This window comes from Blautia sp. MCC269 (genome assembly GCF_018785655.1).
In the GTDB taxonomy this organism is placed as follows: domain Bacteria; phylum Bacillota; class Clostridia; order Lachnospirales; family Lachnospiraceae; genus Blautia_A.
In genome coordinates this window covers 28077-51807 of the sequence record NZ_WQQE01000024.1, presented here as the reverse complement: position 1 = coordinate 51807, position 23731 = coordinate 28077, and the positions used below count along the sequence as shown (strand labels likewise).

Sequence of the window (23731 nt, the reverse complement as noted above, 5' to 3'; positions counted from 1 at the left end):
TTTGTTGGTACTTCAATTATACATCCTTCTACAGAGGGTGTCTTTCTTTTGTGCAATATTTTGGATTTGCTCATTTATAGTTATCAAAAGAGAATTTTGCAGAAAAAATTTCTTGACATTTAGGGATGAGAAGTATATTGTATGTGTTGCAGTAATTTTATAAAAGATAGCCTTTTATTCAGAGTGGTGGAGATACAAAGGATCTGAGAAGCCACGGCAACCCCGGAGTATTCTGGAAGGTGCCAACCTGAGCGAGCAATCGAACAATAAGAGGATTGTTTACAGAATTTAAACAGTCCGGATTGTACGGGCTGTTTTTTATGTCTATAACCGTTGTTTTGATACAAAAGGAGAAAAACATGGAGAAAATTTTATTTACATCTGAATCTGTAACTGAAGGACATCCTGACAAAGTCTGCGACTCTATTTCCGATGCCATCCTTGACGCTATGATGGAGCAGGATCCTATGAGCCGTGTTGCATGCGAGACTGCTACTACTACGGGTCTTGTACTTGTTATGGGTGAGATCACAACAAAGGCTAACGTTGATATCCAGAAGATCGTTCGTGATACTATCCGCGAGATCGGATATGACAATGCAGAGTATGGTTTTGATGCAGATACCTGTGCAGTGATCACAGCTCTTGACAAACAGTCCACAGATATCGCTATGGGTGTTGACAAGGCTCTTGAGCAGAAAGAGGACGATATGAATGAGGACGAACTGGATTCCATCGGTGCCGGTGACCAGGGTCTTCAGTTCGGTTATGCTACCAATGAGACTGAGGAGTATATGCCATATGCCATCAACATGGCACATAAGCTGGCTCAGCAGCTGACAAAGGTTCGTAAAGACGGTACTCTGAAATACTTAAGACCAGATGGAAAAACTCAGGTTACCGTTGAGTATGATGAGGCTGGCAAACCGAAGAGAATCGATGCGGTTGTATGCTCTACACAGCATGACCCGGATGTTACTCAGGAGCAGATCCATGAGGACATTAAGAAATATGTTTTTGATGCAATTATCCCGGCTGATATGGTTGATGCTGATACCAAATATTTCATCAATCCGACAGGCCGTTTCGTAATTGGTGGACCTCACGGTGACAGTGGTCTGACAGGACGTAAGATCATCGTTGATACCTACGGTGGAACAGGCCGTCATGGCGGCGGTGCTTTCTCCGGTAAGGACTGCACAAAGGTTGACCGTTCTGCTGCTTATGCTGCCCGTTATGTTGCAAAGAATATCGTTGCAGCAGGTCTTGCTGACAAGTGCGAGATCCAGCTTTCCTATGCGATCGGTGTTGCTCATCCGACATCTGTCAGTGTGAATACTTTCGGAACCGGTAAACTTTCTGAGACCAAGCTTGTTGAGATCGTTCGTGAGAACTTTGATCTTCGTCCGGCTGGTATCATCAAGATGCTTGACCTTCGCCGTCCGATCTACAAACAGACAGCAGCTTATGGTCATTTTGGTCGTACAGATGTTGACCTTCCATGGGAGCATCTGGACAAGGTTGAGACTCTGAAGAAATATCTGTAAGAGATAATAATAGTTCCAAAAGAACAAAGATTGAAGCCCCCGGTAGTGTCAGTACCGGGGGCTTTTTTATAGAAAATTTAGAGATGGGTAATATAGTTTATGTTATAATACGTGTGTGAATGCTTTACAAAATAAAGGACGGAGATATAGATGAAGTTAAAAACACGTATTATTGTGGGCTTCGTTGCGATCATCCTGCTGCCGCTGCTTCTTTTTTCCGCGAGTCTTTATGGGTTCAGCCAGACGCAGGCGAAACATGTACAGGAGAGCAGCAGCCAGGCTTCAGATTCGAATCAGATGATCTACGATATTTCCCTGGCGCAGTCTTCCAGCAGCCAGGTGAAGCTGATGGCCAAGGATATGATTCTGACCGCAACGATCATTCTTGTTTTTACCGCACTGTCTGTGGGACTGTGGATTTATCGGAGTATTGCAGTTCCTCTGGTGAAGCTTAAGAAGGCAACCCAGAACATTAAAGAAGGCAATCTGGATTTTGTGCTGGAGGTTGAGGGAAAGGATGAATTTTCCCAGCTTTGCCAGGATTTTGAGGAGATGCGTAAACGGCTAAAGGAGTCCACGGAAGAGAAGATCCTGATGGATAAAGAGAACAAGGAACTGATCAGTAATATTTCCCATGACCTGAAGACTCCGATTACTGCAGTGAAGGGCTATGTGGAAGGCATTATGGATGGTGTGGCGGATACCCCGGAGAAGATGGATCGCTATGTACGTACCATTTATAATAAAACCAATGAGATGGATCATCTGATTAATGAGCTGACATTTTATTCCAAGATTGATACCAACCGTATTCCGTATACGTTCAGCAAGCTGAATGTGGAGGATTATTTTTCGGACTGTGCAGAGGAACTTGGACTTGAGATGGAGACCAGGGGGATTGAACTTGTGTATGCCAATTATGTGGAGAAAGATGTCCAGGTGATTGCGGATGGAGAGCAGATCCGCCGTGTGATTCATAATATTGTGAGCAATGCCATTAAATATATGGAGAAGCCTAAGGGGATCATTCAGCTTCGTGTGAAGGATGTGGGTGATTTTATTCAGGTGGAGATCGAGGATAACGGCAAGGGAATTGCCGCCAAGGATCTGCCGTATATTTTTGACCGTTTTTACCGTACCGATGTTTCCAGAAATTCTTCCAAGGGAGGAAGCGGTATCGGACTTTCCATCGTAAAGAAGATCATGGAGGATCACGGCGGAAAGGTCTGGGCAACGAGCCGGCTGGGAATCGGAACGATTATGTATTTTGTCCTTAGAAAATATCAGGAGGTACCGATGAATGAGTAGAATTTTGATCATAGAAGATGAGGAAGCGATTGCAGATCTGGAGAAGGACTATCTGGAGCTTTCCGGTTTTGAGGTGGAGATTGAGAACCGTGGAGATACCGGTCTTGTACGTGCCATGAAAGAAGAATTTGATCTGATTATTCTGGATCTGATGCTTCCGGAGGTGGACGGTTTCGACATTTGCCGACAGGTCCGTGAGGAGAAAAATACACCGATCATCATGGTTTCCGCAAAGAAGGACGACATTGATAAGATTCGTGGACTTGGTCTTGGCGCAGATGATTATATGACCAAGCCGTTCAGTCCAAGTGAGCTGGTTGCCCGTGTGAAGGCGCATATGGAGCGTTATAACCGTCTGGTTGGTTCCAATGTGCACAAGAATGATGTGATTGAAATTCGTGGTATTAAGATTGATAAGACGGCAAGACGTGTATGGGTCAATGGCGATGAGACGACATTTACCACCAAAGAGTTTGATCTTCTGACATTCCTAGCTGAAAATCCCAACAGGGTATTTACGAAAGAGGAACTTTTCCGTGAAATCTGGGATATGGAATCTGTGGGTGATATCGCTACTGTGACGGTGCATATTAAGAAGATCCGTGAAAAGATTGAGTTTAATACTGCCAAGCCTCAGTATATTGAGACAATCTGGGGTGTGGGATACCGGTTTAAGGTGTGAGAAAATATCGGATTACAGATACGATGAGGATAAAGAGGGGGAATATCGTTTAAGGATAGTCCCTCTTTATTATTACATGAACGCTTTAATGTTTGGCTGAAAAAGGAGAATTATGGAAGAAAGATTGTATAAAAAACTGGAGTCATACGGCAGAAGTGATTTTTACCCGTTTCATATGCCCGGACATAAGCGCAATCCGCTGGCTGTGGACGGAGATTTTCCGGTGGAGAGAGATATTACGGAGATTAACGGATTCGATAATCTGCATCATGCGGAGGATCTCCTGAAAAGGGCCCAGGAGGATGTTGCCAGGCTCTATGGTGTGCCGGAGAGTTTTTACAGTATTAATGGAAGTTCCGGGGCGATTCTGGCTGCGGTGTCTGCGGCTGTGGGTAAGGGAGGCCAGATCCTGATCGCACGGAATTGTCATAAGGCGGTTTACCATGCAATTTATTTAAGAGATCTGGGGGCTACATATATTTATCCACATGAGGATCCCAGACTGGGGATAAACGGCGGAATCTCACCGAGCCGTGTGGAAATGTACCTGGCAGAGAATCCGGAGATTGAAGCGGTGCTGATCACATCCCCGACCTATGACGGGATCGTGTCGGATGTGGCGCGGATTGCGGAGGTTGTCCATAATCATGGTATTCCGCTGATCGTGGATGAAGCCCATGGAGCACATTTTCACTTTTCGGATTATTTTCCGGTTTCTGCGGCGGAACTTGGCGCAGATGTGGTGATCAACAGTGTGCATAAAACTTTGCCCTGTCTGACACAGACAGGTGTGATCCATCTTTGCAGTGACCGGGTGAGCCGGGAAAAGCTGATACGTTTTCTGGGAATTTACCAGAGCAGCAGTCCGTCCTATGTTCTGATGAGCAGTATTGATGCCTGCATGGATAAGCTGGAGCGTGAGGGCGATGAGATGTTCCGGGTATTTACAGAGAATCTGGAAAAAGCCCGGGAGCGTCTTGGAAAGTGTAAATATATCCGGCTGGTGACTCCGCAGGCCTGTGAGTGCCAGAGGGTTTTTGATTTCGACAGATCCAAGCTTCTGCTTTCCACAGTGGACAGCTCACTGAACGGAAGGCAGCTGCATCAGATTCTCCGGGAGGAGTTCCATCTGGAAATGGAGATGGAGGCGGAGAATTATGTTCTGGCACTGGCTGCTGTGGGAGACACGGCGGAAGGGTTTGAGAGACTTTGCGAAGCGGTTGAAGAGATCGACCGCCGGGAATCGTTAAAGTACAGAAAAGAGGTTGTGGAACAGGAGCCTGTAAAAAACGGAAAGATGAAGCAGATGATGCGTATTTCTGAGGCGATGGATGCAGAGAATGAACGATATCCGCTGGCTGAGTGCATCGGGCGGACTTCTGCAGAATTTGCATATCTTTATCCGCCAGGAATTCCGCTGATTGTTCCGGGGGAACAGATTTCTGGACATTTCGTAAAAAATGTGAGAAGATACCTGGAACAGGGCTTTGAGGTACAGGGCCTGAGTGACCAGACAAGTGAGACTGTATGCGTTGTGAAGAATGAGTAAACAGGCGTATGGCAGCAGAGGAGATAAATGGGAAAGATTTTTTACATTATGGGAAAAAGCTCTTCCGGTAAGGACAGTATTTACAGGCAGCTGGAAGAAAACCAGGAACTGGGGCTTAAACGGCTTGTGATTTATACGACCCGTCCGATCCGTGATGGAGAAAAGAACGGAAGAGAATATTTTTTTACAGATAAGAATAAACTGAAAGAGTTTCGAAGAAACGGGAAGCTGATAGAGGCACGTACCTATCAGACGGTTTATGGCCCGTGGACATATTTTACAGCGGATGACGGACAGGTTTCTGTAGGAAATGACAGTTACCTTGGTATTGGTACGCTGGAGTCTTATATGCGTCTCCGGGAGTATTATGGCAATGAGGTTATCTGGCCGGTTTATATAGAAGTGGAGGACGGGGAGCGTCTGGAACGTGCCCTTGCCCGGGAAAAAACGCAGGAAGTGCCGAAGTACGAGGAGATGTGCAGACGTTTTCTGGCGGATCAGAATGATTTTTCTGAAGAAAATATTCTGAAAGCTGGTATATGGAAGCGATTTCGGAATCATAATCTGGATGAATGTGTGAAGGAAATCGTAAATTATATAAAATCTGTACAATAGGGAAAAATAGTTTTTTTTATACGGAAGATTATGTTATAATTAGTTGAAAGATGTCCGCCGGATATGACGGAGGACACAAAAGGCAGAAAGAGGTGATTCTTATGGCAGGATTTCATGACATCATCGGCCATGACGATATAATCAGGCATTTAAAGAATGCGATAGAGACAGGGAAGGTATCCCACTCTTATATTTTTACAGGAGAAGCAGGTTCTGGCAAGAAGCTTCTTGCGGGAACTTTTGCGGCAGCACTTCAGTGCGAATCAGGAGAGTCTGAACCATGTATGACCTGTGATTCCTGTAAGAAGGTGATCGGCAAGAATCATCCGGATATTATCACAGTGACTCATGAGAAACCTGGTAGCATCAGCATTGACGAGGTGAGAGATCAGGTTGTCCATGATGTGGATATCAAGCCGTATTGCAGTCCGTATAAGATTTATATTATTCCAGATGCGGAGATGATGACAGTACAGGCGCAGAATGCCATTTTGAAAACAATTGAGGAGCCGCCGGAATATGCGGTGATCTTGTTGCTGACCAGCAATATCGACAGCCTTCTTCCTACCATCCGTTCCAGATGTGTGCGTCTGGATCTGAAAGTGGTGGATGATGGTCTTGTAAAAAAATATCTGATGGAGCATCTTCAGGTGCCAGATTATCAGGCTGAGATTGATGCGTCCTATGCACAGGGCAGCATTGGTAAAGCGAAGGAGGCCGCTACTTCCCAGGAGTTTGCGGATATGACTGCCAATGCACTGAAGATTTTGAAATATGCCAATACCATGGAAGTTTATGAGCTGACAGAGGCAATCAAGACTCTGACAGCGAATAAGAACAATATCAATGATTACCTGGATATTTTTCAGTTCTGGTTCCGCGATGTTCTGATGTTTAAGGCAACAAGAGAAATTGACAACCTGGTTTTTAAACAGGAGATTAATTTTATCAGAGAGCAGGCCAGCGAGCGTTCTTATGAGAATATCGAAAAAATCCTTGAGGCACTGGAGAAGACCAAGGTGCGTCTCCGTGCCAATGTTAATCTCGAACTTGCCCTGGAGCTCCTGTTCCTGACAATTAGGGAGAAATAGAATGGAAATGGTAGTTGGAGTTAGATTTCGTAACGTTGGTAAGATTTATTATTTTAATCCTAAAAACTATAAGGTAAAAGTCGGCGATCATGTGATCGTGGAGACTGCCCGTGGTGTGGAATATGGCCGGGTTGTTCTGGATCCGCGCAGTGTGAAGGAGGACGAGGTGGTTCATCCACTGAAAGAGGTTCTTCGTGTTGCGACAAAAGAGGACGAGGAACATGAGGCTGAGAACCGCGTGAAGGAGAAAGAGGCTTTTAAGATCTGCAAAAAAAAGATCCGTGAGCATGGGCTTGAGATGAAGCTGATTGATGCGGAGTATACGTTTGATAATAACAAGGTGCTGTTTTACTTTACAGCGGATGGACGTATTGATTTCCGTCAGCTTGTTAAGGATCTGGCGTCTGTGTTTAAGACAAGGATTGAGCTTCGCCAGATCGGTGTCCGTGATGAGACAAAGATTCTTGGTGGTATTGGTATCTGTGGAAGGACGCTTTGCTGCCATACGTATCTTTCTGAGTTTGCACCGGTTTCTATTAAGATGGCGAAGGAGCAGAATCTTTCTCTGAATCAGACGAAGATTTCCGGTGTCTGCGGCCGTCTGATGTGCTGCCTTAAAAATGAGCAGGAGACTTATGAGGAACTGAACCGTAATCTTCCGGGTATTGGTGATGTGGTGACGACACCGCAGGGTACTACGGGTACGGTGCAGAGTGTGAATGTTCTCCGTCAGATGGTTAAGATTGTTGTGGATGTGAACGATGAGAAGGAGATCCAGGAGTTTCCGGTTCGTGATCTGAAGTTCCGCCCTAAGAAGAAAAAGGGTAAGGGTGGAGCTGACCACGAGGAGAAAGAGGGTAAAAAGGGAGATTTGAAACCGAATGAGAAGTGATCTTGTTAAATGCGGTGAGCGTGTGGATGATCTTCAGAATGGGTTGTTTGTGATCCAGGATCCGAAGAAGTTCTGCTTTGGAATGGATGCTGTTCTGTTGTCTGGTTTTGCCCGGGTGAAGAAGGGTGAAGTTGCGCTGGATATGGGGACTGGTACCGGGATTATTCCGATTTTGCTTTCTGACCGTACGGATGGGGAGCATTTTACGGGGCTGGAGATCCAGCATGAGTGTGCGGAGATGGCTGACCGTAGTGTGAGATATAATGGTCTTGAAGACAGGGTTCGGATCGTTGAAGGTGATATCAAGGAGGCTGCCGGGATTTTTGGGGCGGCTTCTTTTGATGTGGTGACGTGTAATCCGCCGTATATGATCGGGCAGCATGGGTTGACGAATCCGCATGTTCCTAAGGCGATTGCGAGGCATGAGATTCTTTGCACGTTTGATGATGTGGCTTGTCAGGCTGCCCGGGTTCTGAAGGACCGGGGGAGGTTTTTTCTGGTGCACAGGCCGTTTCGGCTGGTGGAGCTGATGGCGACTTTGACGAAGTATAAGCTGGAGCCTAAGAGGATGCAGCTGGTATTTCCTTTTATTGATAAGGAGCCGAATATGGTGTTGATTGAGGCCTGTAAGGGCGGGAATTCCAGGATTCAGATTGAGAGGCCGCTGGTGGTTTATGAGAGGCCTGGGGTTTATACTAAGGATATTCTTGAGTTGTATCGGATGGTGTGAGGGTTGCTGTGGGACTTCTGTTGGTGAAGGGACGGCGAGGGGAGGCAGGCTGCTGGTTGTGACACGCTGCGCCCCCTACTCGACTGCGGCGCCGGTTTGCTGCCATTCGAGCCAACTCGCTTCGCTCAAACAGGCTCTCGGTGGCAGCAGCTATCCTCGTCTCCCTACGGGGGTTCCGCTAACGTCACCACCAGCAGCCTGCCTCCCCTCACCTGAGATTCAGAGCGGGAGATCGCAGTGTGACGCATCGGCACAGCGTAGCGCATTAAGTACCGAAGCATACAGGCACTTCGCCAGAAGCGAAACACAGAGAAAACGCAGAAATAAACGATATCGGCAAAGAGTAGAGCACTGAGTATCGAAGCATACAGACACAAGTCAACAAATCAGAACAAAGAATCCCTTGCACTACTTAAAAAAAAGCCCAAGGGGTGTGCAGAGGGGGCGCGGCTTTGCGGCCCCTTTGCGATTTTCAAAGTTTCCAAACTTAAACAAATCCCCGCGGTTAAGCGAGACATATCCCCTCGCGGTTAAGCGAGAAAAAAGTCCCCCGCGGTCAAGCGAGAAAAGAGGAAAATATGAAACAAAACGGAAAACTATACTTATGCGCCACCCCCATAGGAAACCTCGAAGACATCACCCTTCGAGTCCTAAGAACCCTTCGGGAAGTGGACTTAATCGCTGCGGAAGACACCCGCAACAGTATTAAACTTTTAAATCATTTTGACATAAAAACCCCCATGACCAGTTATCATGAATATAACAAGATCGACAAGGGTCACGTTCTCGTGGAAAAAATGCTCTCGGGCACAAATATTGCATTGATTACAGATGCAGGTACTCCAGGTATCTCGGATCCTGGTGAGGAACTTGCTGCCATGTGTTATGAGGCGGGGATCGAGGTGACTTCGCTGCCGGGGCCTGCTGCCTGTATTACGGCATTGACTTTGTCTGGTTTGCATACACGGCGTTTTGCATTTGAGGCGTTTCTTCCGGCTGATAAGAAAGAACGGAAAACGATTCTGGAGGAGCTTTCCAGTGAGACGAGGACTATTATCCTGTATGAGGCGCCTCACAGGCTTGTACGGACTCTTGGCGAGCTCAGGGAGGTACTTGGTAACCGCAGGATGACTCTTTGCAGGGAGCTGACCAAGAAGCATGAGACAGCGTTTCGGACAACGATTGATGATCTGATGGATTTTTATAAAGATGAGAAGCCTCTGGGCGAGTGTGTTCTTGTGATTGAGGGCAGGAGCCGCAGTGAGATGGAGGCGGAGAAGAGGGCTTCCTGGGAGGAGGTTTCCATTGCGGAGCATGTGGCGATGTATGAGCAGCAGGGGAACTCCAGGAAGGATGCGATGAAGCTTGCCGCTAAGGATCGGGGTGTTTCCAAGAGGGATATTTATAAGGCATTACTGGATTGCATTTAATAAGATACTTTTTTGCCTGTATTTCCTATGATTTTGCGTGGAAATACAGGCTTTTTTGTGCTATAATAAACTCTGTATTCGTATGTAAAAAAACATTTATTTTACAGGTATAAATGACACTTCTGGAGCGGGTTTGAGAATTGCTTTCTGCAAAATGGAAATACTGTGGTTCTGCAGAAATGAATTTTCAAACACGTCCGGACAGACAAGAACAGGAGGAATGACATGGGCGCAGAGAATACAGAATACGGCGCGGATCAGATCCAGATTCTGGAAGGACTGGAAGCCGTACGTAAGAGGCCTGGAATGTATATCGGAAGTACATCCAGCCGTGGACTTCATCATCTCGTATATGAGATCGTAGATAACGCAGTGGATGAAGCACTGGCTGGTTTTTGTACGGAGATTCATGTAGATATCAATCCGGATAATTCCATTACCGTTACAGATAATGGCCGTGGTATCCCGGTTGGCATCAATCATAAGGCTGGTATTCCGGCAGTTGAGGTTGTATTTACCATTCTTCACGCAGGTGGTAAGTTCGGCGGTGGAGGATATAAGGTTTCCGGTGGTCTTCACGGTGTTGGTGCATCGGTTGTAAATGCACTTTCCGAGTGGCTGGAGGTTACTATCTACCACGAGGGTAAAGAATATAAACAGAGATATGAGCGTGGCAAGACCATGTATCCGCTGAAGGTTGTAGGCGACTGTGATCCGGAGCTTTCCGGAACGAAGGTTTATTTCCTTCCGGACAAGGAGATCTTTGAGGAGACCGTTTATGATTACGATATCCTGAAACAGAGACTTCGTGAGATGGCTTTCCTGACCAAGGGTCTTCGCATTGTGCTGGAAGATAAGAGAGAGGGCCAGGAGCGCGAGAAGGTATTCCATTATGAGGGTGGTATCCGTGAGTTTGTAAGTTATTTGAACAGAAGTAAAGAGGCTCTTTACCCGGAGATTATTTACTGTGAGGGTGAGAAGGACGGCGTATCTGTAGAGGTTGCGCTGCAGCATAATGACTCCTATACAGAGAACACTTACGGTTTTGTAAATAATATCAATACACCGGAGGGCGGTACACACATTACCGGTTTCCGTAATGCGATTACGAACACATTCAATGATTATGCACGTAAGAACAAGCTTCTTAAGGACAGCGAGCCGAACTTAAGCGGTGATGATATCCGAGAGGGCCTGACAGCCATTGTCAGCGTTAAGATCGAGAATCCGCAGTTTGAGGGCCAGACCAAGCAGAAACTTGGAAACAGTGAGGCCAGAGGTGCAGTAGACAGCGTTGTAAGTAAGCAGCTGGAGATTTTCCTGGAGCAGAATCCGGCAGTTGCCAAGGCTACCGTTGAGAAATCTGTTCTTGCACAGAGAGCCAGAGAAGCAGCCAGAAAGGCCCGTGACCTTACAAGAAGAAAATCTGCACTGGATAGCATGTCTCTTCCTGGAAAACTTGCAGACTGTTCTGACAAGAATCCGGAGAACTGCGAGATCTACATCGTAGAGGGAGATTCCGCGGGCGGTTCCGCCAAGACAGCGAGAAACCGTGCCACACAGGCGATCCTTCCACTTCGTGGTAAGATCCTGAACGTTGAGAAAGCACGTCTGGACAAGATTTACGGAAACAAAGAGATCAAGGCCATGATCACTGCTTTTGGAACCGGAATCCATGAGGATTTTGATATCTCCAAACTTCGTTATCATAAGATCATCATTATGACCGATGCCGATGTTGACGGTGCACATATCGCCACACTGCTTCTGACATTCCTGTATCGTTTCATGCCGGAGCTGATCAAGCAGGGATATGTATACCTGGCACAGCCTCCTCTCTATAAAGTAGAGAAGAACAAGAAGGTATGGTACGCATACGACGATGATGAACTGAACAATATCCTTACCGAGATCGGACGTGATGGAAACAATAAGATCCAGCGTTATAAAGGTCTGGGTGAGATGGATGCGGAACAGCTCTGGGAGACTACTATGGATCCTGAGAAGAGAATTCTTCTCCGTGTGACCATGGACGAGGCTGCCACATCTGAGATCGATCTGACATTTACCACTCTTATGGGAGACAAGGTAGAGCCAAGACGTGAATTTATCGAAGAAAATGCAAGATTCGTTAAGAACCTTGATATCTAGGAGAATAAAGAAGAATGGAAGATAATATTTTTGACAAAGTCCACGAAGTGGATTTGGAAAAAACTATGAAAGAATCTTACATCGACTATGCCATGAGTGTTATCGCTTCACGAGCTCTGCCGGATGTAAGAGACGGCCTGAAACCGGTACAGCGCCGAGTGCTGTATTCCATGATCGAGCTGAATAACGGTCCTGACAAGCCACACAGAAAATGTGCGCGTATTGTCGGTGATACCATGGGTAAGTATCATCCTCATGGTGACAGCTCCATCTATGGTGCGCTGGTTAATATGGCCCAGGAATGGTCAACAAGATATCCGCTTGTTGACGGACATGGAAACTTTGGTTCCGTGGATGGTGACGGTGCGGCTGCCATGCGATATACAGAGGCACGTCTCAGCAAGATTTCCATGGAGATGCTTGCAGACATCAACAAAGATACTGTTGATTTCCAGCCGAACTTTGATGAGACAGAACGTGAGCCGGTTGTACTTCCGGCACGTTTTCCGAATCTGCTGGTAAATGGTACTACCGGTATCGCTGTTGGTATGGCAACCAACATTCCACCTCACAATCTTCGTGAGACGGTTAATGCCGTTGTTAAGATCATTGATAACATTGTGGAAGAAGATCGTGAGACAGCGATGGAAGAGCTTCTTGAGATTGTCAAAGGTCCGGACTTCCCTACAGGAGCGACGATCCTTGGTACACGTGGAATCGAGGAAGCTTATCGTACAGGACGTGGCAAGATCCGTGTCCGCGCCGTAACAAATATCGAGACTTTGCCTAACGGTAAATCCCGTATCGTAGTTACCGAGCTTCCGTACCTTGTAAACAAGGCACGTCTCATCGAGAAGATCGCAGAGCTTGTCCGTGACAAAAAGATCGACGGAATCACAGACTTGAACGACCATTCCAGCCGTGAGGGTATGCGTATCTGTATCGATCTCCGTAAAGACGCCAATGCCAATGTAATCCTGAATCTGCTCTACAAACATACACAGCTGCAGGATACTTTTGGTGTGATCATGCTTTCTCTTGTTCCGAATCATGGAAGCATGGAACCGAAAGTTCTGAACCTGAAAGAGATGCTGGAGTATTATCTGGAGCATCAGGAGAACGTTGTCCGCAGAAGAACACAGTACGATCTCAATAAAGCCCAGGAGAGAGCCCACATTTTGGAAGGTCTCTTGAAAGCACTTGATAATATCGATGAAGTGATCAGCATCATTCGTGGTTCCCGTAACGTACAGATCGCCAAGCAGGAACTGATTGATCGTTTTGAGCTGACAGATGTTCAGGCTCAGGCTATCGTGGATATGCGTCTCCGTGCACTGACAGGTCTGGAAAGAGAGAAGCTGGAAGCCGAGTATGCAGAGCTTATGGAGAAGATCCGCAAGTTCCAGGCAATCCTTGCTGACCGTAAGCTTCTTCTCCGCGTGATCCGTGAGGAGATCCTTGCCATTGCAGAGAAATATGGCGATGACAGAAAGACTTCCATCGGATACGATGTATACGATATTTCCACAGAGGATCTGATCCCGAGAGAGAATACTGTGATCGCAATGACCAGGCTTGGTTATATTAAACGTATGACGGTTGACAACTTCCGTAGCCAGAATCGTGGCGGCAGAGGAATCAAGGGTATGCAGACCATTGAGGATGACTATATCGAAGAACTTCTGATGACCACAACTCATCATTATCTCATGTTCTTTACCAATACCGGACGTGTATACAGACTGAAGGCTTATGAGATTCCGGAGGCCAGCCGTACAGCCAGAGGAACTGCGATCATCAATCTGCTGCAGCTTGCACCGGGAGAAAAGATCACAGCTGTGATTCCACTTCGCAAGTACGAAGATGGTCATTATCTGATGATGGCAACCAAGAAGGGCCTTGTAAAGAAAACTCCGATCAAGGATTACGAAAATGTCCGTAAGACAGGTCTTACAGCCATTGTTCTCCGTGATGACGATGAGCTGATCGAGGTTAAGGCAACCGATAATAATAAAGATATCATCCTTGTGACCAAGTACGGACAGTGTATCCGCTTTAAGGAAACCGATGTCCGCAGCACAGGCCGTGCATCTATGGGTGTAAGAGGCATGAACCTTGGTGATGGTGATGAAGTTGTTGCCATGCAGCTGAATACCCAGGGAGATTATCTGCTGGTAGTTTCTGAGAACGGAATGGGCAAACGTACAGCAATGAGCGAGTTCGTCGTCCAGAACCGTGGCGGTAAAGGTGTGAAGTGTTACAAGATCACCGAAAAGACCGGAAACGTTGTCGGAGCCAAGGCTGTCAACGAAGAGAACGAGATCATGATGATCACAACAGAGGGTATTATCATCCGTCTGCAGTGCGCAGATATCTCAGTTCTTGGAAGAATTACTTCCGGTGTCAAGATGATCAATCTTACAGATGGTGTAACTGTTGCAAGCATTGCCAAGGTAAGAGATAAAGACCCGGAGGCAGATACAAACTCTGAAAAAACTGACGGTGAGATCAGTGATAACGAGATTGAAGAGTCCGCAGATGAAGCTGTCACAGACAGTGAAGAAGAATAAGGTCGAGGATAAGTCATGACGACGACAAAAAAGAAACGCAGAAAAAAATCTGTGAAGAAACTGAAATATTCCAATAAAAATCTGAATTTTATCCATGTGGCGACACTGGCAGGTATCATTTTGATCCTGCTGGTGATCATCCTGGCAGTCAGAGGCTGTGGGGGAATCAGTCACAGAACCCCGGAAGGGCTTGTGGAAGGTTGTATCAAGGCAGCGGTAGCAGGTAAGGACAAAAAAATGCAGGAATGTTATGGCACGGATAAGATTTCTGATGAAGCGAAAACAGAAATTTCATCCACGGTCAAATATTTTCAGGCTCATGGAGCAAAGGATGTAAATATTGACAGCTGTGATGCCATTTCTGAGAGTAAAAATTATACGTATGTTTATATTCGTTATAATCTTGTACTGCAGAATGACCAGGAATATCCGTGCATCAGTACTTACCTTGTGAAAGTGCAGGATAAGAAATATTATCTGTATTCGCCGGCGGAAATTTCAGATGAGATCAGCCAGCAGGCTGCGGCAGACTATCAGAAATTTATGACCACCAAGACTTATACAGACTATACCAAGGCTTACGAAGTCTTTCTGAAAAAGAATCCGGGATATGAGGACAAAATTGCAAGTAAACTGAACGGATAAAAACAGGCAGGAGGACATAAGAATGAAGCGAATTTTGCTGATGGTGATCAGGAATCTGATCTTTGTTCCTTACTGGTGGATTAAACTTTGCTGGTATGCGGCGCATACAGATGATTATCCGGAAGAGAAGAAATACACATTCCTGAGACATGTAGATGAGCATGCCATCGAAGGCGGAAATATCCATATTGATGTGCATGGGCAGGAAAACATCCCCAAGGAAAACGGATTTATGTTTTTTCCGAATCACCAGGGACTGTTTGATGTACTGGCGATCATTAAAGCCTGCCCGGTTCCTTTCTCTGTGGTAGCTAAGAAAGAAGTGGGAGATATTCCATTCCTGAAGCAGGTTTTTGCCTGTATGAAGGCCTTTATCATTGACAGGGAAGACCTGAAGCAGTCCATGCAGGTCATTGTCAATGTAATACGGGAAGTGAAGGCTGGTCGTAATTATCTGATCTTTCCGGAGGGAACCAGAAGTAAAAACGGAAATCATCCGGGGCCGTTCAAGGGCGGCAGCTTCAAGACTGCCACCAAGACGAAATGCCCGATCGTTCCGGTTGCACTGATCGATTCCTTTAAGGCTTTTGATACCGGCTCTACAGAGAGGATCACCGTACAGGTGCATATCCTTCCTCCGATGTATTATGAGGAATACAAAGATATGCATACCACAGAGCTCGCAGAAGAAGTGAAGAGACGGATCGAAAAAGTGATCGAAGAGAATATCCGAAAATAATAAATATGTTAGTGTAGTAAAAACCACTGCAGACGGCGATATGAAATGTCTGCAGTGGTTTTTTTGCAAAAAACAGAAAAAATATATAAATGAAAATAAGAAACATAAAAGAACAATATTTCATGATGAAGTGCAAAACTGTTAAAATGAATAATGATAATAAAAAATAACAAAGTAACATGTGCATATTAAATAAAAGAATATTGAGAAAATTGTGAAACAATGGGTATGTACAACTAAAAAGTTTGATGGTAATATATGCTCATATATTAAAAGCGAATAAAAAAGAAAAAGGAGGTAAAAAATAAAAAAACGTCGAAAAATATCTGTTAAAAAAGTGCGCGCGTAAAAAAATACAGAAAAATTTTCGTGAGGTATTGGGGCAAGAAACAAAAAAATGTAAAAGAGAAGGGGGATACAAAATGAAGAAAAAACTACTGGCAGCTGTATTGGCAGCAGCAATGGTAGCATCAACAGGGTGTGTAGTTATGGCCGCAGACGGCGATACAGATTATGATGTGGAAAACAGAGAATATAAGGACGTGACAATTACTCTCCATACCAGATGGGATGCAGCAGACATAACGGGAACACTCTATCAGAACATCGTAGATGGTTTTATGAAAAAATATCCGGGGATTAAGGTAGAGAGTATTAATATTCCGACAGAGTCTGAGTGGTTGAATTCCGAATCTGTTCTTATGGCAGATAAGAGCTCAATGCCAAATATTATTGTAGAGTACGGCGGATCCCGTGTTGCAGGTTATGTACAGGAAGATCTGATCGTAGATATGGATCCGTATTATGAGCAGTATCCGGAGTGGAAAGAAAGATTTAACTCAATTGGTGACGGAATGACAGATTATACAGCGTATGGAGTTGAGGGAACATATGGTGTACCTTGGTCTGCATATGAAGTAATGTTGTTCTATAATGAAGATATCCTCAATGAAAATGGCATTGATCCTGCATCTCTTAAAAGCTGGGATGATCTGATGGATGCATGTGCGAAACTGAAAGAGAATGGGGTACAGCCATTTGAGATGGGTGAGAAAGATGATTACCGTTTCGGACATCTTCATTCCGTACTGAACTACAAGACATATGGCTGCGAAATCGCTGAGAAACTTGGAAGTCGTGAAATTTCTTACGATGGTGAAGAAGAGAAAAAGATCTATGACATGATCAAAGATGCAGTAGATAAAGGCTATCTTGGAACAAATCTTCTTGGAAACGATGATGGTCAGGAGAGATCTATCTTTAATACCGGCGGTTGTGCATTTATTACCATGGGAACATGGTTCTGTGCAGAAGATCATGATGCACTTGAGCTTTTTGACAGCCAGAAAGTTCATGCAATTCGTTTCCCATATGTAGATGAAAAATATGAGTTCCACGATATGGGCGGTGGAAACGAAGCTTATTACATTGTTGATACTGGCGATGCAGATGAGGTTGCAGCATCTGTTCTCTTCATGAAATATATGACAAGTGAAGATGTTGTTAATACGTTTTATGAAGGATATCCGGCACCTATGAGTGTTAACGTAACAACAGAGGCCGGTGATTATCTGACAGCAGAGGCAAATGAGATTATTGCCGGAACAAAAGAGGTTCGTGGCGATATTGAGAACTATGATAGTGCAACTCATATGATCAATACTGTTCGTCAGGCATTACAGGGTATTGCAATGGGACATTCTTCCGAAGAAGTAGGAAAAACAATTACAGATCTGATTGCTGAATATGAATAAGATAACAGAATAACAGAGTGAGAATGTAAACAGCGGCGGGCAGTGCGGAATATATATGTTCGGTACGCCTGCCGCTTCAAATTTTAGGAGGGATGTTCGTGTTTTTTAAATCAGCCAAATATAGAAAAGCTTTTCTTAAGTCCCTGCTTTTTGTACTTCCGGGAGTAATTATTACACTGGTGTTCGTTATCTATCCGGTTATCAATACAGCCTGGCTTTCTCTGAACAGCTGGAATGGAATCGGTGGATCTCCGATAAAATGGGTGGGACTTCAGAATTACATAAAAACATTGACAAGTGTCAAGTTCTGGAACAGTATGCTGAATGCATTGTATTTTGTGATTGGTGGTTTTGTCATTCTGATGCCAATTGCGTTTGGACTGGCGCTTCTTGTAACAAGTAAGCTTAAAGGAACTAAATTTTTTAAAGCAGCATATCTGATGCCAGTTATGCTTGGAACAACAGCTGTAGGTCTTATGTGGTCTTTTATGCTGAATGCAAACTTCGGTGTGCTTGCGCAGTTCCTGAAAGCAATCGGACATTCTGAATGGATCATAAACTGGCTGGCAACACCTACAGTAAATATCTGGTGTGTCGTACTGGTAAATGAGTGGATGTACGCAGGCTATAATATGCTGATCTTTGCAGCAGGCATTGTAGCAATTCCGGATGATGTTCATGAGGCAGCACTCCTTGACGGATGTACAGGAATTAAGAAGGTCATTTATATCACAGCACCTCTTTGTAAAAATATGTTTATGGTATTCTCAGTACTGTGTATCACAGGATGTCTGAAAGCTTTCGATATTGTATGGGCTATGACCAATGGAGGACCTATGGATTCCAGTGCTACACCCGCAGTTCTTCTGTATACACAGGGATTCCAGTATAAGCTTATGGGACGAAGCGGATCAATCAGTATCATTCTTCTGGTATTAGGACTGATTCTATCATTATTGCTTAATAACGTGATCTTCAAAGAAAGAGACTGATGTGTAACAGAAGAAAGGATGATGATGTCAATGAATAAAAATAGATTCTGGAGAGGCCTGAAAAAAGGTCTTATGTATTTCATTGCAATATTTGCGGCAATGGTGACATTTTTTCCACTGATTGTAACATTTCTCTCTTCACTGAAAACAAATGAGGAGATTTTGCTTGGAATGTTTTCCTGGCCTAAAGTATGGAACTTTGGTAATTATCCGGAGGCTGTCCGGGCGGCAAATGCATTTAAGGCAATTGGTAATTCCCTGTTTGTAGCCATTGCCACACTGGCGGTTACTGTTATTATTGCAATGCCTGGAGCTTATGCAATTGCACGTAAGAATTATTCCTATCTGAAAGCAGTATATATCCTGTTTATGGCAGGTGTTATGGTCCCGGTACATTGTACCCTGGTTTCTGTAACAAAAATTTCCAGTGCACTGGGAACAAAAAACAGCTATATGTTCCTGATTTTAATTTATACAGCGTTTAATCTTTCACAGGCAGTTTTTTTGTTTACAGGATATATTTCCAGCCTTGATAAAGGACTGGATGAGGCTGCTAAGATTGATGGCTGCGGTGATCTGAGGATTCTTGTTCAGATTTTGCTGCCGATTTGTAAACCGATTATTGCTACAGAAGCAATTCTGGTATTTATTTATGGATACAGTGAACTGATTTTCTCACTGATTCTGATTACAGACAGTACAAAATATACAATTTCAAGAGCAATGCTTAACTTTACATCAAACTTTACTACGAATTATGGTCCGCAGTTTGCATTCGTAATCATGTCTATGGTTCCGATGTTAATTATTTATCTGATTCTTCATGAGAAGGTAGAAGCCGGTATGCTTGCCGGAGCGGTTAAAGGTTGATAAAAATTCATATGTAAATTTATATGTATAATATGGAGGGTTAAGAAATGGCAAAAACAAGACAGCAGTGGTTTGATGATGCAAAGTACGGTTTATTTATTCACTGGGGACTGTATTCCATCCTTGCAGGTGAGTACAAAGGAAGAAAGACGGACCGTATTGCAGAGTGGATCGAGAACAACTTCGATATTCCGGTAGAGGAGTATGAGAAACTTGCAGAGCAGTTTAATCCGACACAGTTTAATGCAGATGCTTTTGTAAAGAGAGCGAAAGAGCAGTGGGGTGTAAAATACATTGTTCTCACAGCAAAACATCACGAAGGCTTTGCAATGTATGATTCCAAAGTCAGCGATTTCAACGTTGTAAAAGCAACTCCTTATGGAAAAGATATCCTGAAAGATCTGCAGCTTGCATGCGAAAAATATGATGTTCGTATGGGATTCTATTATTCACAGGCTCAGGACTGGGATGATCCAAACGGATATATGGCTCATAAAGATAACTCCGGAAAAGATTTCCAGAAATATCTCGATGAGAAATGTAAACCACAGGTAAAAGAGCTTCTTGAGAACTACGGAAAAATCAGCCTGATCTGGTTCGATACTCCGATGGGAATTACAGTAGCTCAGACACAGGAACTGATTGATCTTGTAAAATCCATTCAGCCGGACTGCCTGCTCAGTGGACGTACAGGAAACCACATGGGTGATTATATGACAACCGGAGATAACTTTATCCCGAGACTGCCATACGAAGATCCATGGGAAATCCCTGCAACTGTAAATGATACATGGGGATTTAACAAATATGATACAAACTGGAAGAGTGCAGACCATATTATCAGTCTCCTTCTGAAGATCATCAGCAGAGGTGGAAACTATCTTCTGAACGTAGGACCGACAGCAGACGGTGTTGTTCCGGAGAAATGTGTGGAAGTACTGAATGAAGTTGGAAAATATGTAACAGAAAACAGCGAAGCTATTTACGGAACCAAGACAGTTGGTATTTATCCGTATGATATTCCTGGTATCGAGTTTACAAGAAGAGAGCATAAACTTTATGTACATGTTCTTTCTCCAAGAATCCGTATTGAACTCCTTAACGTTGGAAACCAGCTTACCGGTGCATATCTGGTAAGAAACGGACAGAAACTTGATTACAGAGTTCTGAGATCCTGCGAGGGAGATGGAATGATTGAGGTAGAGATTCCGGAAGAGCTTCACAATGAGAAGAACTACTGCGTATGCCTTGAGCTCGTAGAAGAAGAACCAATTTTTGAGTCTATCAAAGGATGATATAAAAAGAGGATAACGGGATGAAAAAAGAAGAATATCTTTCCCTGATTGATGAAGTGATCGCACAGGGACCATATACAGATACGTGGGACTCGCTCTGCGAGCATCCCACTCCGAAATGGTACGCAAGAGACAAATTTGGTATTTTTATCCACTGGGGTGTTTACAGTGTTCCGGCATTCGGAAATGAATGGTATCCCAGAAATATGTACATAAAAGGCTCCAAAGAAAATTTGCATCACGAAGAAAAATACGGAACTCTGGATAAATTTGGATATAAAGATTTTATTCCGCAGTTCAAAGCAGAGAAATTTGACCCGAAGGAATGGGCTGAGCTTTTTAAAGAAGCAGGAGCGAGATTTGTTGTTCCGGTTGCTGAGCATCACGATGGATTCCAGATGTATGCCAGCGATCTCTGCCGTTGGAATGCAGCAGAGATGGGACCAAAGAGAGATATTCTCGGAGAACTGAAAACAGAAGTTGAAAAAGAAGGAATGGTACTTGGTGCTTCTACTCACAGAGCAGAGCATTACTGGTTCTTTAATGGCGGACGTCAGATTCCTGAATCGGATGTCAATGATCCGGAGTATGATGATCTTTACGGACCGGCAGCAGGAATCAGCAGAGATATCAGCAGCATTTATGACAATCCTCCTTCAGAGGAGCATATGCAGGACTGGCTTGTCCGTACATGTGAGATTGTAGATAAATATCAGCCTTCCATCGTATATTTTGACTGGTGGATTCAGCAGTATGCATGGAAACCGTATCTCCGCAAATTTGCGGCATACTATTACAACCGTTCCGCACAGTGGGGAAAAGAAACGGCTATTGATGCGAAATTTGACGCATATGTTTATGGCAGTGCTGTAAATGATCTGGAAAGAGGCCAGTTAGACCATATCACACCGGATCTGTGGCAGAATGATACCTCTGTGGCAAAGAATTCCTGGGGTTATACTGTTGGAAATGATTACAAAAAGCCGTCAGATGTAGTTCTGGATCTTGTTGATGTAGTCAGCAAAAACGGTGCGCTTCTTCTGAACATCGGACCGAAACCGGATGGAACTATTCCGGAAGAGGATGCACATATCCTGAGAGAGATGGGAAAATGGCTGAAAGTAAATGGTGAGTCCATATATGGAACCAGATACTGGAAAGTATTTGGTGAGGGACAAACTGTAGTTCCGGAAGGACATTTTACAGACACTTATGACAAGCATTTTACTTCTGAGGATATCCGTTTTACAAGTAAGAGCAATCATATTTATGCTACCGTGCTTCACTGGCCGGAAGATGGAGAGATTCATATTAAATCCCTTGGAAATGAGATGAAACTTCTGAAATCTTCCATTAAGGATATTGAGATTCTGGGAACAGATCTTCATCCGTCTTATTCAAGAAACAAAACGCTGGATATTTCCTGTGGCAAAGTTATCGAGCCAGGAGATATGCCGGTTGTATTAAAGATTACAATTGAATGATAATACAATAAGTCTGAACAGACAGAGAGGATATGGGACTGTATTATGGAAAGATATAAGGGAAACTGGAACTCCGTAAATACACATACCGTTCCAAAATGGTATGAGGACTGTAAATTCGGAATTTTTATCCACTGGGGAATTTATTCTGTACCGGCTTTTGCGCCACATACATGGGAACTGGGAGAAGTTGATTCTAAAGAGTGGTTTGCCGATAATCCTTACGCAGAGTGGTATTATAACTCCCTGAATATAGGAAAAGGCCCGACATATGAGCATCACATGGAGAAATACGGAAAAGATTTCAAATATGAAGATTTTATTCCTATGTGGAAAGCTGAAAACTGGGATCCGAAACAGTGGGCAGAGATTTTCAAAGAAGCAGGTGCAGAGTATGTTGTTCTGACAACCAAGCATCATGATGGATTCTGCCTGTTCCCAAGTAAGTATACACACTTTAACTCTGTGGAAATGGGACCGAAGAGAAATATTACCGGTGAGCTGACAGAGGCTGTCCGGGATGCAGGTATTCGTATGGGGCTGTATTATTCAGGCCTGATTGACTGGCAGTATGCAAATGATCCTATTTTTGAGGATGATGATCTGTTTGGAACAGCCAGCCCGACATTTGCATATGCAGATTATTCATACAACCAGATGAATGAGCTGGTAGATGATTATGCACCAAGCGTTTTCTGGAACGACATCGGATGGCCGAAACAGAGCGAAGAGATGATGCCATATTTCCTGGCACATTATTATAACAAAGTGCCGGAAGGTGTAGTAAACGACCGTTTCAATGACCGTTACCATGACTTCCTTACCAAGGAGTACAAATCTGGTTCTGTGAATCGAAAAGAGAAATGGGAAATGTGCCGTGGAATGGGATTATCCTTCGGTTATAATGCCAATGAAGGTGATGACAAACTGATTTCTGTTCCGGATCTGATTTCACTTCTGGTAGGAACTGTTGCAAATAACGGAAACCTGCTTCTGAATATCGGACCGAAAGCAGACGGAACCATTCCGGAAGAACAGGTAAAGAGACTGAAGATTCTTGGCGCATGGCTGAAAGTTAACCATGATGGTATTTATGGCACACGCTGCAGCGACCGCGAATCTGAGATGCTGGAGAATGGAATTGAGCTGCATTATACACAGAAAGAGGGAAATCTCAATGTGTTTGCAGATCATCTGAAAGAGGGAGCAAATGAGTTCCTGATCAAAGGTTATCATGGACAGCTGAGACCATTCGATCCAAGTGTTAAAGTAGAAACAACGGATACAGAAGAGGGACTTCTGGTTAAGATTCCAGAGTACAGAAAAGAACTGTATATAGTTGGACTTACTAACAAACTGTAATTAAGATCATAAGATAAGGGGAGGA

At 44.3% G+C, this 23731-nt stretch carries 19 protein-coding genes and 1 riboswitch; all 19 genes read left to right on the top strand.

The window, feature by feature from the left end; all coding sequences use genetic code 11:
• Positions 1 to 171: 171 nt before the first annotated feature.
• A riboswitch (SAM riboswitch) is annotated at positions 172 to 273 on the top strand.
• Between the two features lie 86 nt (positions 274 to 359).
• The 19 genes from metK (at position 360) to GPK88_RS08640 (ending at position 23706) form a co-directional block, all read left to right on the top strand.
• Positions 360 to 1547, top strand: coding sequence for a methionine adenosyltransferase (gene metK / locus GPK88_RS08730; protein WP_215707699.1), 1188 nt, complete (start codon positions 360 to 362; stop codon positions 1545 to 1547).
• Between the two features lie 150 nt (positions 1548 to 1697).
• Complete coding sequence (locus tag GPK88_RS08725; protein ID WP_173762177.1) at positions 1698 to 2855, top strand: sensor histidine kinase; 1158 nt, start codon at positions 1698 to 1700, stop codon at positions 2853 to 2855.
• A complete protein-coding gene (locus GPK88_RS08720) occupies positions 2848 to 3537 on the top strand; it encodes a response regulator transcription factor (RefSeq protein ID WP_148445746.1) in 690 nt (229 codons plus the stop codon). Before GPK88_RS08725 ends, GPK88_RS08720 begins: the two co-directional genes overlap by 8 nt.
• A 112-nt stretch (positions 3538 to 3649) precedes the next feature.
• Positions 3650 to 5086, top strand: a complete 1437-nt coding sequence (locus tag GPK88_RS08715) for an aminotransferase class I/II-fold pyridoxal phosphate-dependent enzyme (protein WP_178004997.1) — start codon at positions 3650 to 3652, stop codon at positions 5084 to 5086.
• Between the two features lie 27 nt (positions 5087 to 5113).
• The gene (locus GPK88_RS08710) at positions 5114 to 5701 is read left to right on the top strand and encodes a nucleoside/nucleotide kinase family protein (protein WP_173771665.1); all 588 of its coding nucleotides are present in this window, start codon (positions 5114 to 5116) and stop codon (positions 5699 to 5701) included.
• A 101-nt stretch (positions 5702 to 5802) separates the two neighbouring features.
• Positions 5803 to 6792: a DNA polymerase III subunit delta' gene (gene holB / locus GPK88_RS08705; protein WP_148445752.1), complete on the top strand. Its 990-nt coding sequence runs from the start codon at positions 5803 to 5805 to the stop codon at positions 6790 to 6792.
• A gap of 1 nt (position 6793) precedes the next feature.
• Positions 6794 to 7684, top strand: coding sequence for a PSP1 domain-containing protein (locus GPK88_RS08700; protein ID WP_215707698.1), 891 nt, complete (start codon positions 6794 to 6796; stop codon positions 7682 to 7684).
• On the top strand, positions 7674 to 8414 hold the full coding sequence (locus GPK88_RS08695) for a tRNA1(Val) (adenine(37)-N6)-methyltransferase (RefSeq protein ID WP_148445756.1): 741 nt from the start codon (positions 7674 to 7676) through the stop codon (positions 8412 to 8414). Before GPK88_RS08700 ends, GPK88_RS08695 begins: the two co-directional genes overlap by 11 nt.
• A gap of 578 nt (positions 8415 to 8992) precedes the next feature.
• Positions 8993 to 9844: a 16S rRNA (cytidine(1402)-2'-O)-methyltransferase gene (gene rsmI, locus GPK88_RS08690; protein ID WP_173762182.1), complete on the top strand. Its 852-nt coding sequence runs from the start codon at positions 8993 to 8995 to the stop codon at positions 9842 to 9844.
• A gap of 225 nt (positions 9845 to 10069) precedes the next feature.
• Positions 10070 to 11995 carry a DNA topoisomerase (ATP-hydrolyzing) subunit B gene (gene gyrB, locus GPK88_RS08685; protein WP_021976143.1) on the top strand — a complete coding sequence of 642 codons (1926 nt, stop codon included), beginning with the start codon at positions 10070 to 10072 and terminating at the stop codon, positions 11993 to 11995.
• Between the two features lie 14 nt (positions 11996 to 12009).
• Positions 12010 to 14565, top strand: coding sequence for a DNA gyrase subunit A (gene gyrA / locus GPK88_RS08680; RefSeq protein ID WP_173762183.1), 2556 nt, complete (start codon positions 12010 to 12012; stop codon positions 14563 to 14565).
• A 15-nt stretch (positions 14566 to 14580) separates the two neighbouring features.
• The gene (locus GPK88_RS08675) at positions 14581 to 15210 is read left to right on the top strand and encodes a hypothetical protein (protein WP_252197723.1); all 630 of its coding nucleotides are present in this window, start codon (positions 14581 to 14583) and stop codon (positions 15208 to 15210) included.
• Positions 15211 to 15232: 22 nt separating this feature from the next.
• Positions 15233 to 15949 carry a lysophospholipid acyltransferase family protein gene (locus GPK88_RS08670; protein ID WP_215707697.1) on the top strand — a complete coding sequence of 239 codons (717 nt, stop codon included), beginning with the start codon at positions 15233 to 15235 and terminating at the stop codon, positions 15947 to 15949.
• 422 nt (positions 15950 to 16371) lie between these two features.
• The gene (locus GPK88_RS08665; RefSeq protein ID WP_215707696.1) at positions 16372 to 17703 is read left to right on the top strand and encodes an ABC transporter substrate-binding protein; all 1332 of its coding nucleotides are present in this window, start codon (positions 16372 to 16374) and stop codon (positions 17701 to 17703) included.
• 98 nt (positions 17704 to 17801) lie between these two features.
• Entirely contained in the window at positions 17802 to 18695 is an 894-nt protein-coding gene (locus GPK88_RS08660) for a carbohydrate ABC transporter permease (RefSeq protein WP_215707695.1), read from the top strand.
• Between the two features lie 30 nt (positions 18696 to 18725).
• Positions 18726 to 19565, top strand: coding sequence for a carbohydrate ABC transporter permease (locus GPK88_RS08655; RefSeq protein WP_215707694.1), 840 nt, complete (start codon positions 18726 to 18728; stop codon positions 19563 to 19565).
• A 47-nt stretch (positions 19566 to 19612) separates the two neighbouring features.
• Positions 19613 to 20860, top strand: coding sequence for an alpha-L-fucosidase (locus tag GPK88_RS08650; protein ID WP_148445770.1), 1248 nt, complete (start codon positions 19613 to 19615; stop codon positions 20858 to 20860).
• A 20-nt stretch (positions 20861 to 20880) separates the two neighbouring features.
• Positions 20881 to 22344, top strand: coding sequence for an alpha-L-fucosidase (locus tag GPK88_RS08645; protein WP_215707693.1), 1464 nt, complete (start codon positions 20881 to 20883; stop codon positions 22342 to 22344).
• A gap of 45 nt (positions 22345 to 22389) precedes the next feature.
• Complete coding sequence (locus GPK88_RS08640) at positions 22390 to 23706, top strand: alpha-L-fucosidase (protein ID WP_173771650.1); 1317 nt, start codon at positions 22390 to 22392, stop codon at positions 23704 to 23706.
• Positions 23707 to 23731: the final 25 nt, after the last annotated feature.

What these genes read in the sequence shown, in the direction of transcription:
- metK (WP_215707699.1), top strand. Translation starts at nt 360, where the DNA reads ATGGAGAAAATTTTATTTACATCTGAATCTGTAACTGAAGGACATCCT.
- GPK88_RS08725 (WP_173762177.1), top strand. Translation starts at nt 1,698, where the DNA reads ATGAAGTTAAAAACACGTATTATTGTGGGCTTCGTTGCGATCATCCTG.
- GPK88_RS08720 (WP_148445746.1), top strand. Translation starts at nt 2,848, where the DNA reads ATGAGTAGAATTTTGATCATAGAAGATGAGGAAGCGATTGCAGATCTG.
- GPK88_RS08715 (WP_178004997.1), top strand. Translation starts at nt 3,650, where the DNA reads ATGGAAGAAAGATTGTATAAAAAACTGGAGTCATACGGCAGAAGTGAT.
- GPK88_RS08710 (WP_173771665.1), top strand. Translation starts at nt 5,114, where the DNA reads ATGGGAAAGATTTTTTACATTATGGGAAAAAGCTCTTCCGGTAAGGAC.
- holB (WP_148445752.1), top strand. Translation starts at nt 5,803, where the DNA reads ATGGCAGGATTTCATGACATCATCGGCCATGACGATATAATCAGGCAT.
- GPK88_RS08700 (WP_215707698.1), top strand. Translation starts at nt 6,794, where the DNA reads ATGGAAATGGTAGTTGGAGTTAGATTTCGTAACGTTGGTAAGATTTAT.
- GPK88_RS08695 (WP_148445756.1), top strand. Translation starts at nt 7,674, where the DNA reads ATGAGAAGTGATCTTGTTAAATGCGGTGAGCGTGTGGATGATCTTCAG.
- rsmI (WP_173762182.1), top strand. Translation starts at nt 8,993, where the DNA reads ATGAAACAAAACGGAAAACTATACTTATGCGCCACCCCCATAGGAAAC.
- gyrB (WP_021976143.1), top strand. Translation starts at nt 10,070, where the DNA reads ATGGGCGCAGAGAATACAGAATACGGCGCGGATCAGATCCAGATTCTG.
- gyrA (WP_173762183.1), top strand. Translation starts at nt 12,010, where the DNA reads ATGGAAGATAATATTTTTGACAAAGTCCACGAAGTGGATTTGGAAAAA.
- GPK88_RS08675 (WP_252197723.1), top strand. Translation starts at nt 14,581, where the DNA reads ATGACGACGACAAAAAAGAAACGCAGAAAAAAATCTGTGAAGAAACTG.
- GPK88_RS08670 (WP_215707697.1), top strand. Translation starts at nt 15,233, where the DNA reads ATGAAGCGAATTTTGCTGATGGTGATCAGGAATCTGATCTTTGTTCCT.
- GPK88_RS08665 (WP_215707696.1), top strand. Translation starts at nt 16,372, where the DNA reads ATGAAGAAAAAACTACTGGCAGCTGTATTGGCAGCAGCAATGGTAGCA.
- GPK88_RS08655 (WP_215707694.1), top strand. Translation starts at nt 18,726, where the DNA reads ATGAATAAAAATAGATTCTGGAGAGGCCTGAAAAAAGGTCTTATGTAT.
- GPK88_RS08650 (WP_148445770.1), top strand. Translation starts at nt 19,613, where the DNA reads ATGGCAAAAACAAGACAGCAGTGGTTTGATGATGCAAAGTACGGTTTA.
- GPK88_RS08645 (WP_215707693.1), top strand. Translation starts at nt 20,881, where the DNA reads ATGAAAAAAGAAGAATATCTTTCCCTGATTGATGAAGTGATCGCACAG.
- GPK88_RS08640 (WP_173771650.1), top strand. Translation starts at nt 22,390, where the DNA reads ATGGAAAGATATAAGGGAAACTGGAACTCCGTAAATACACATACCGTT.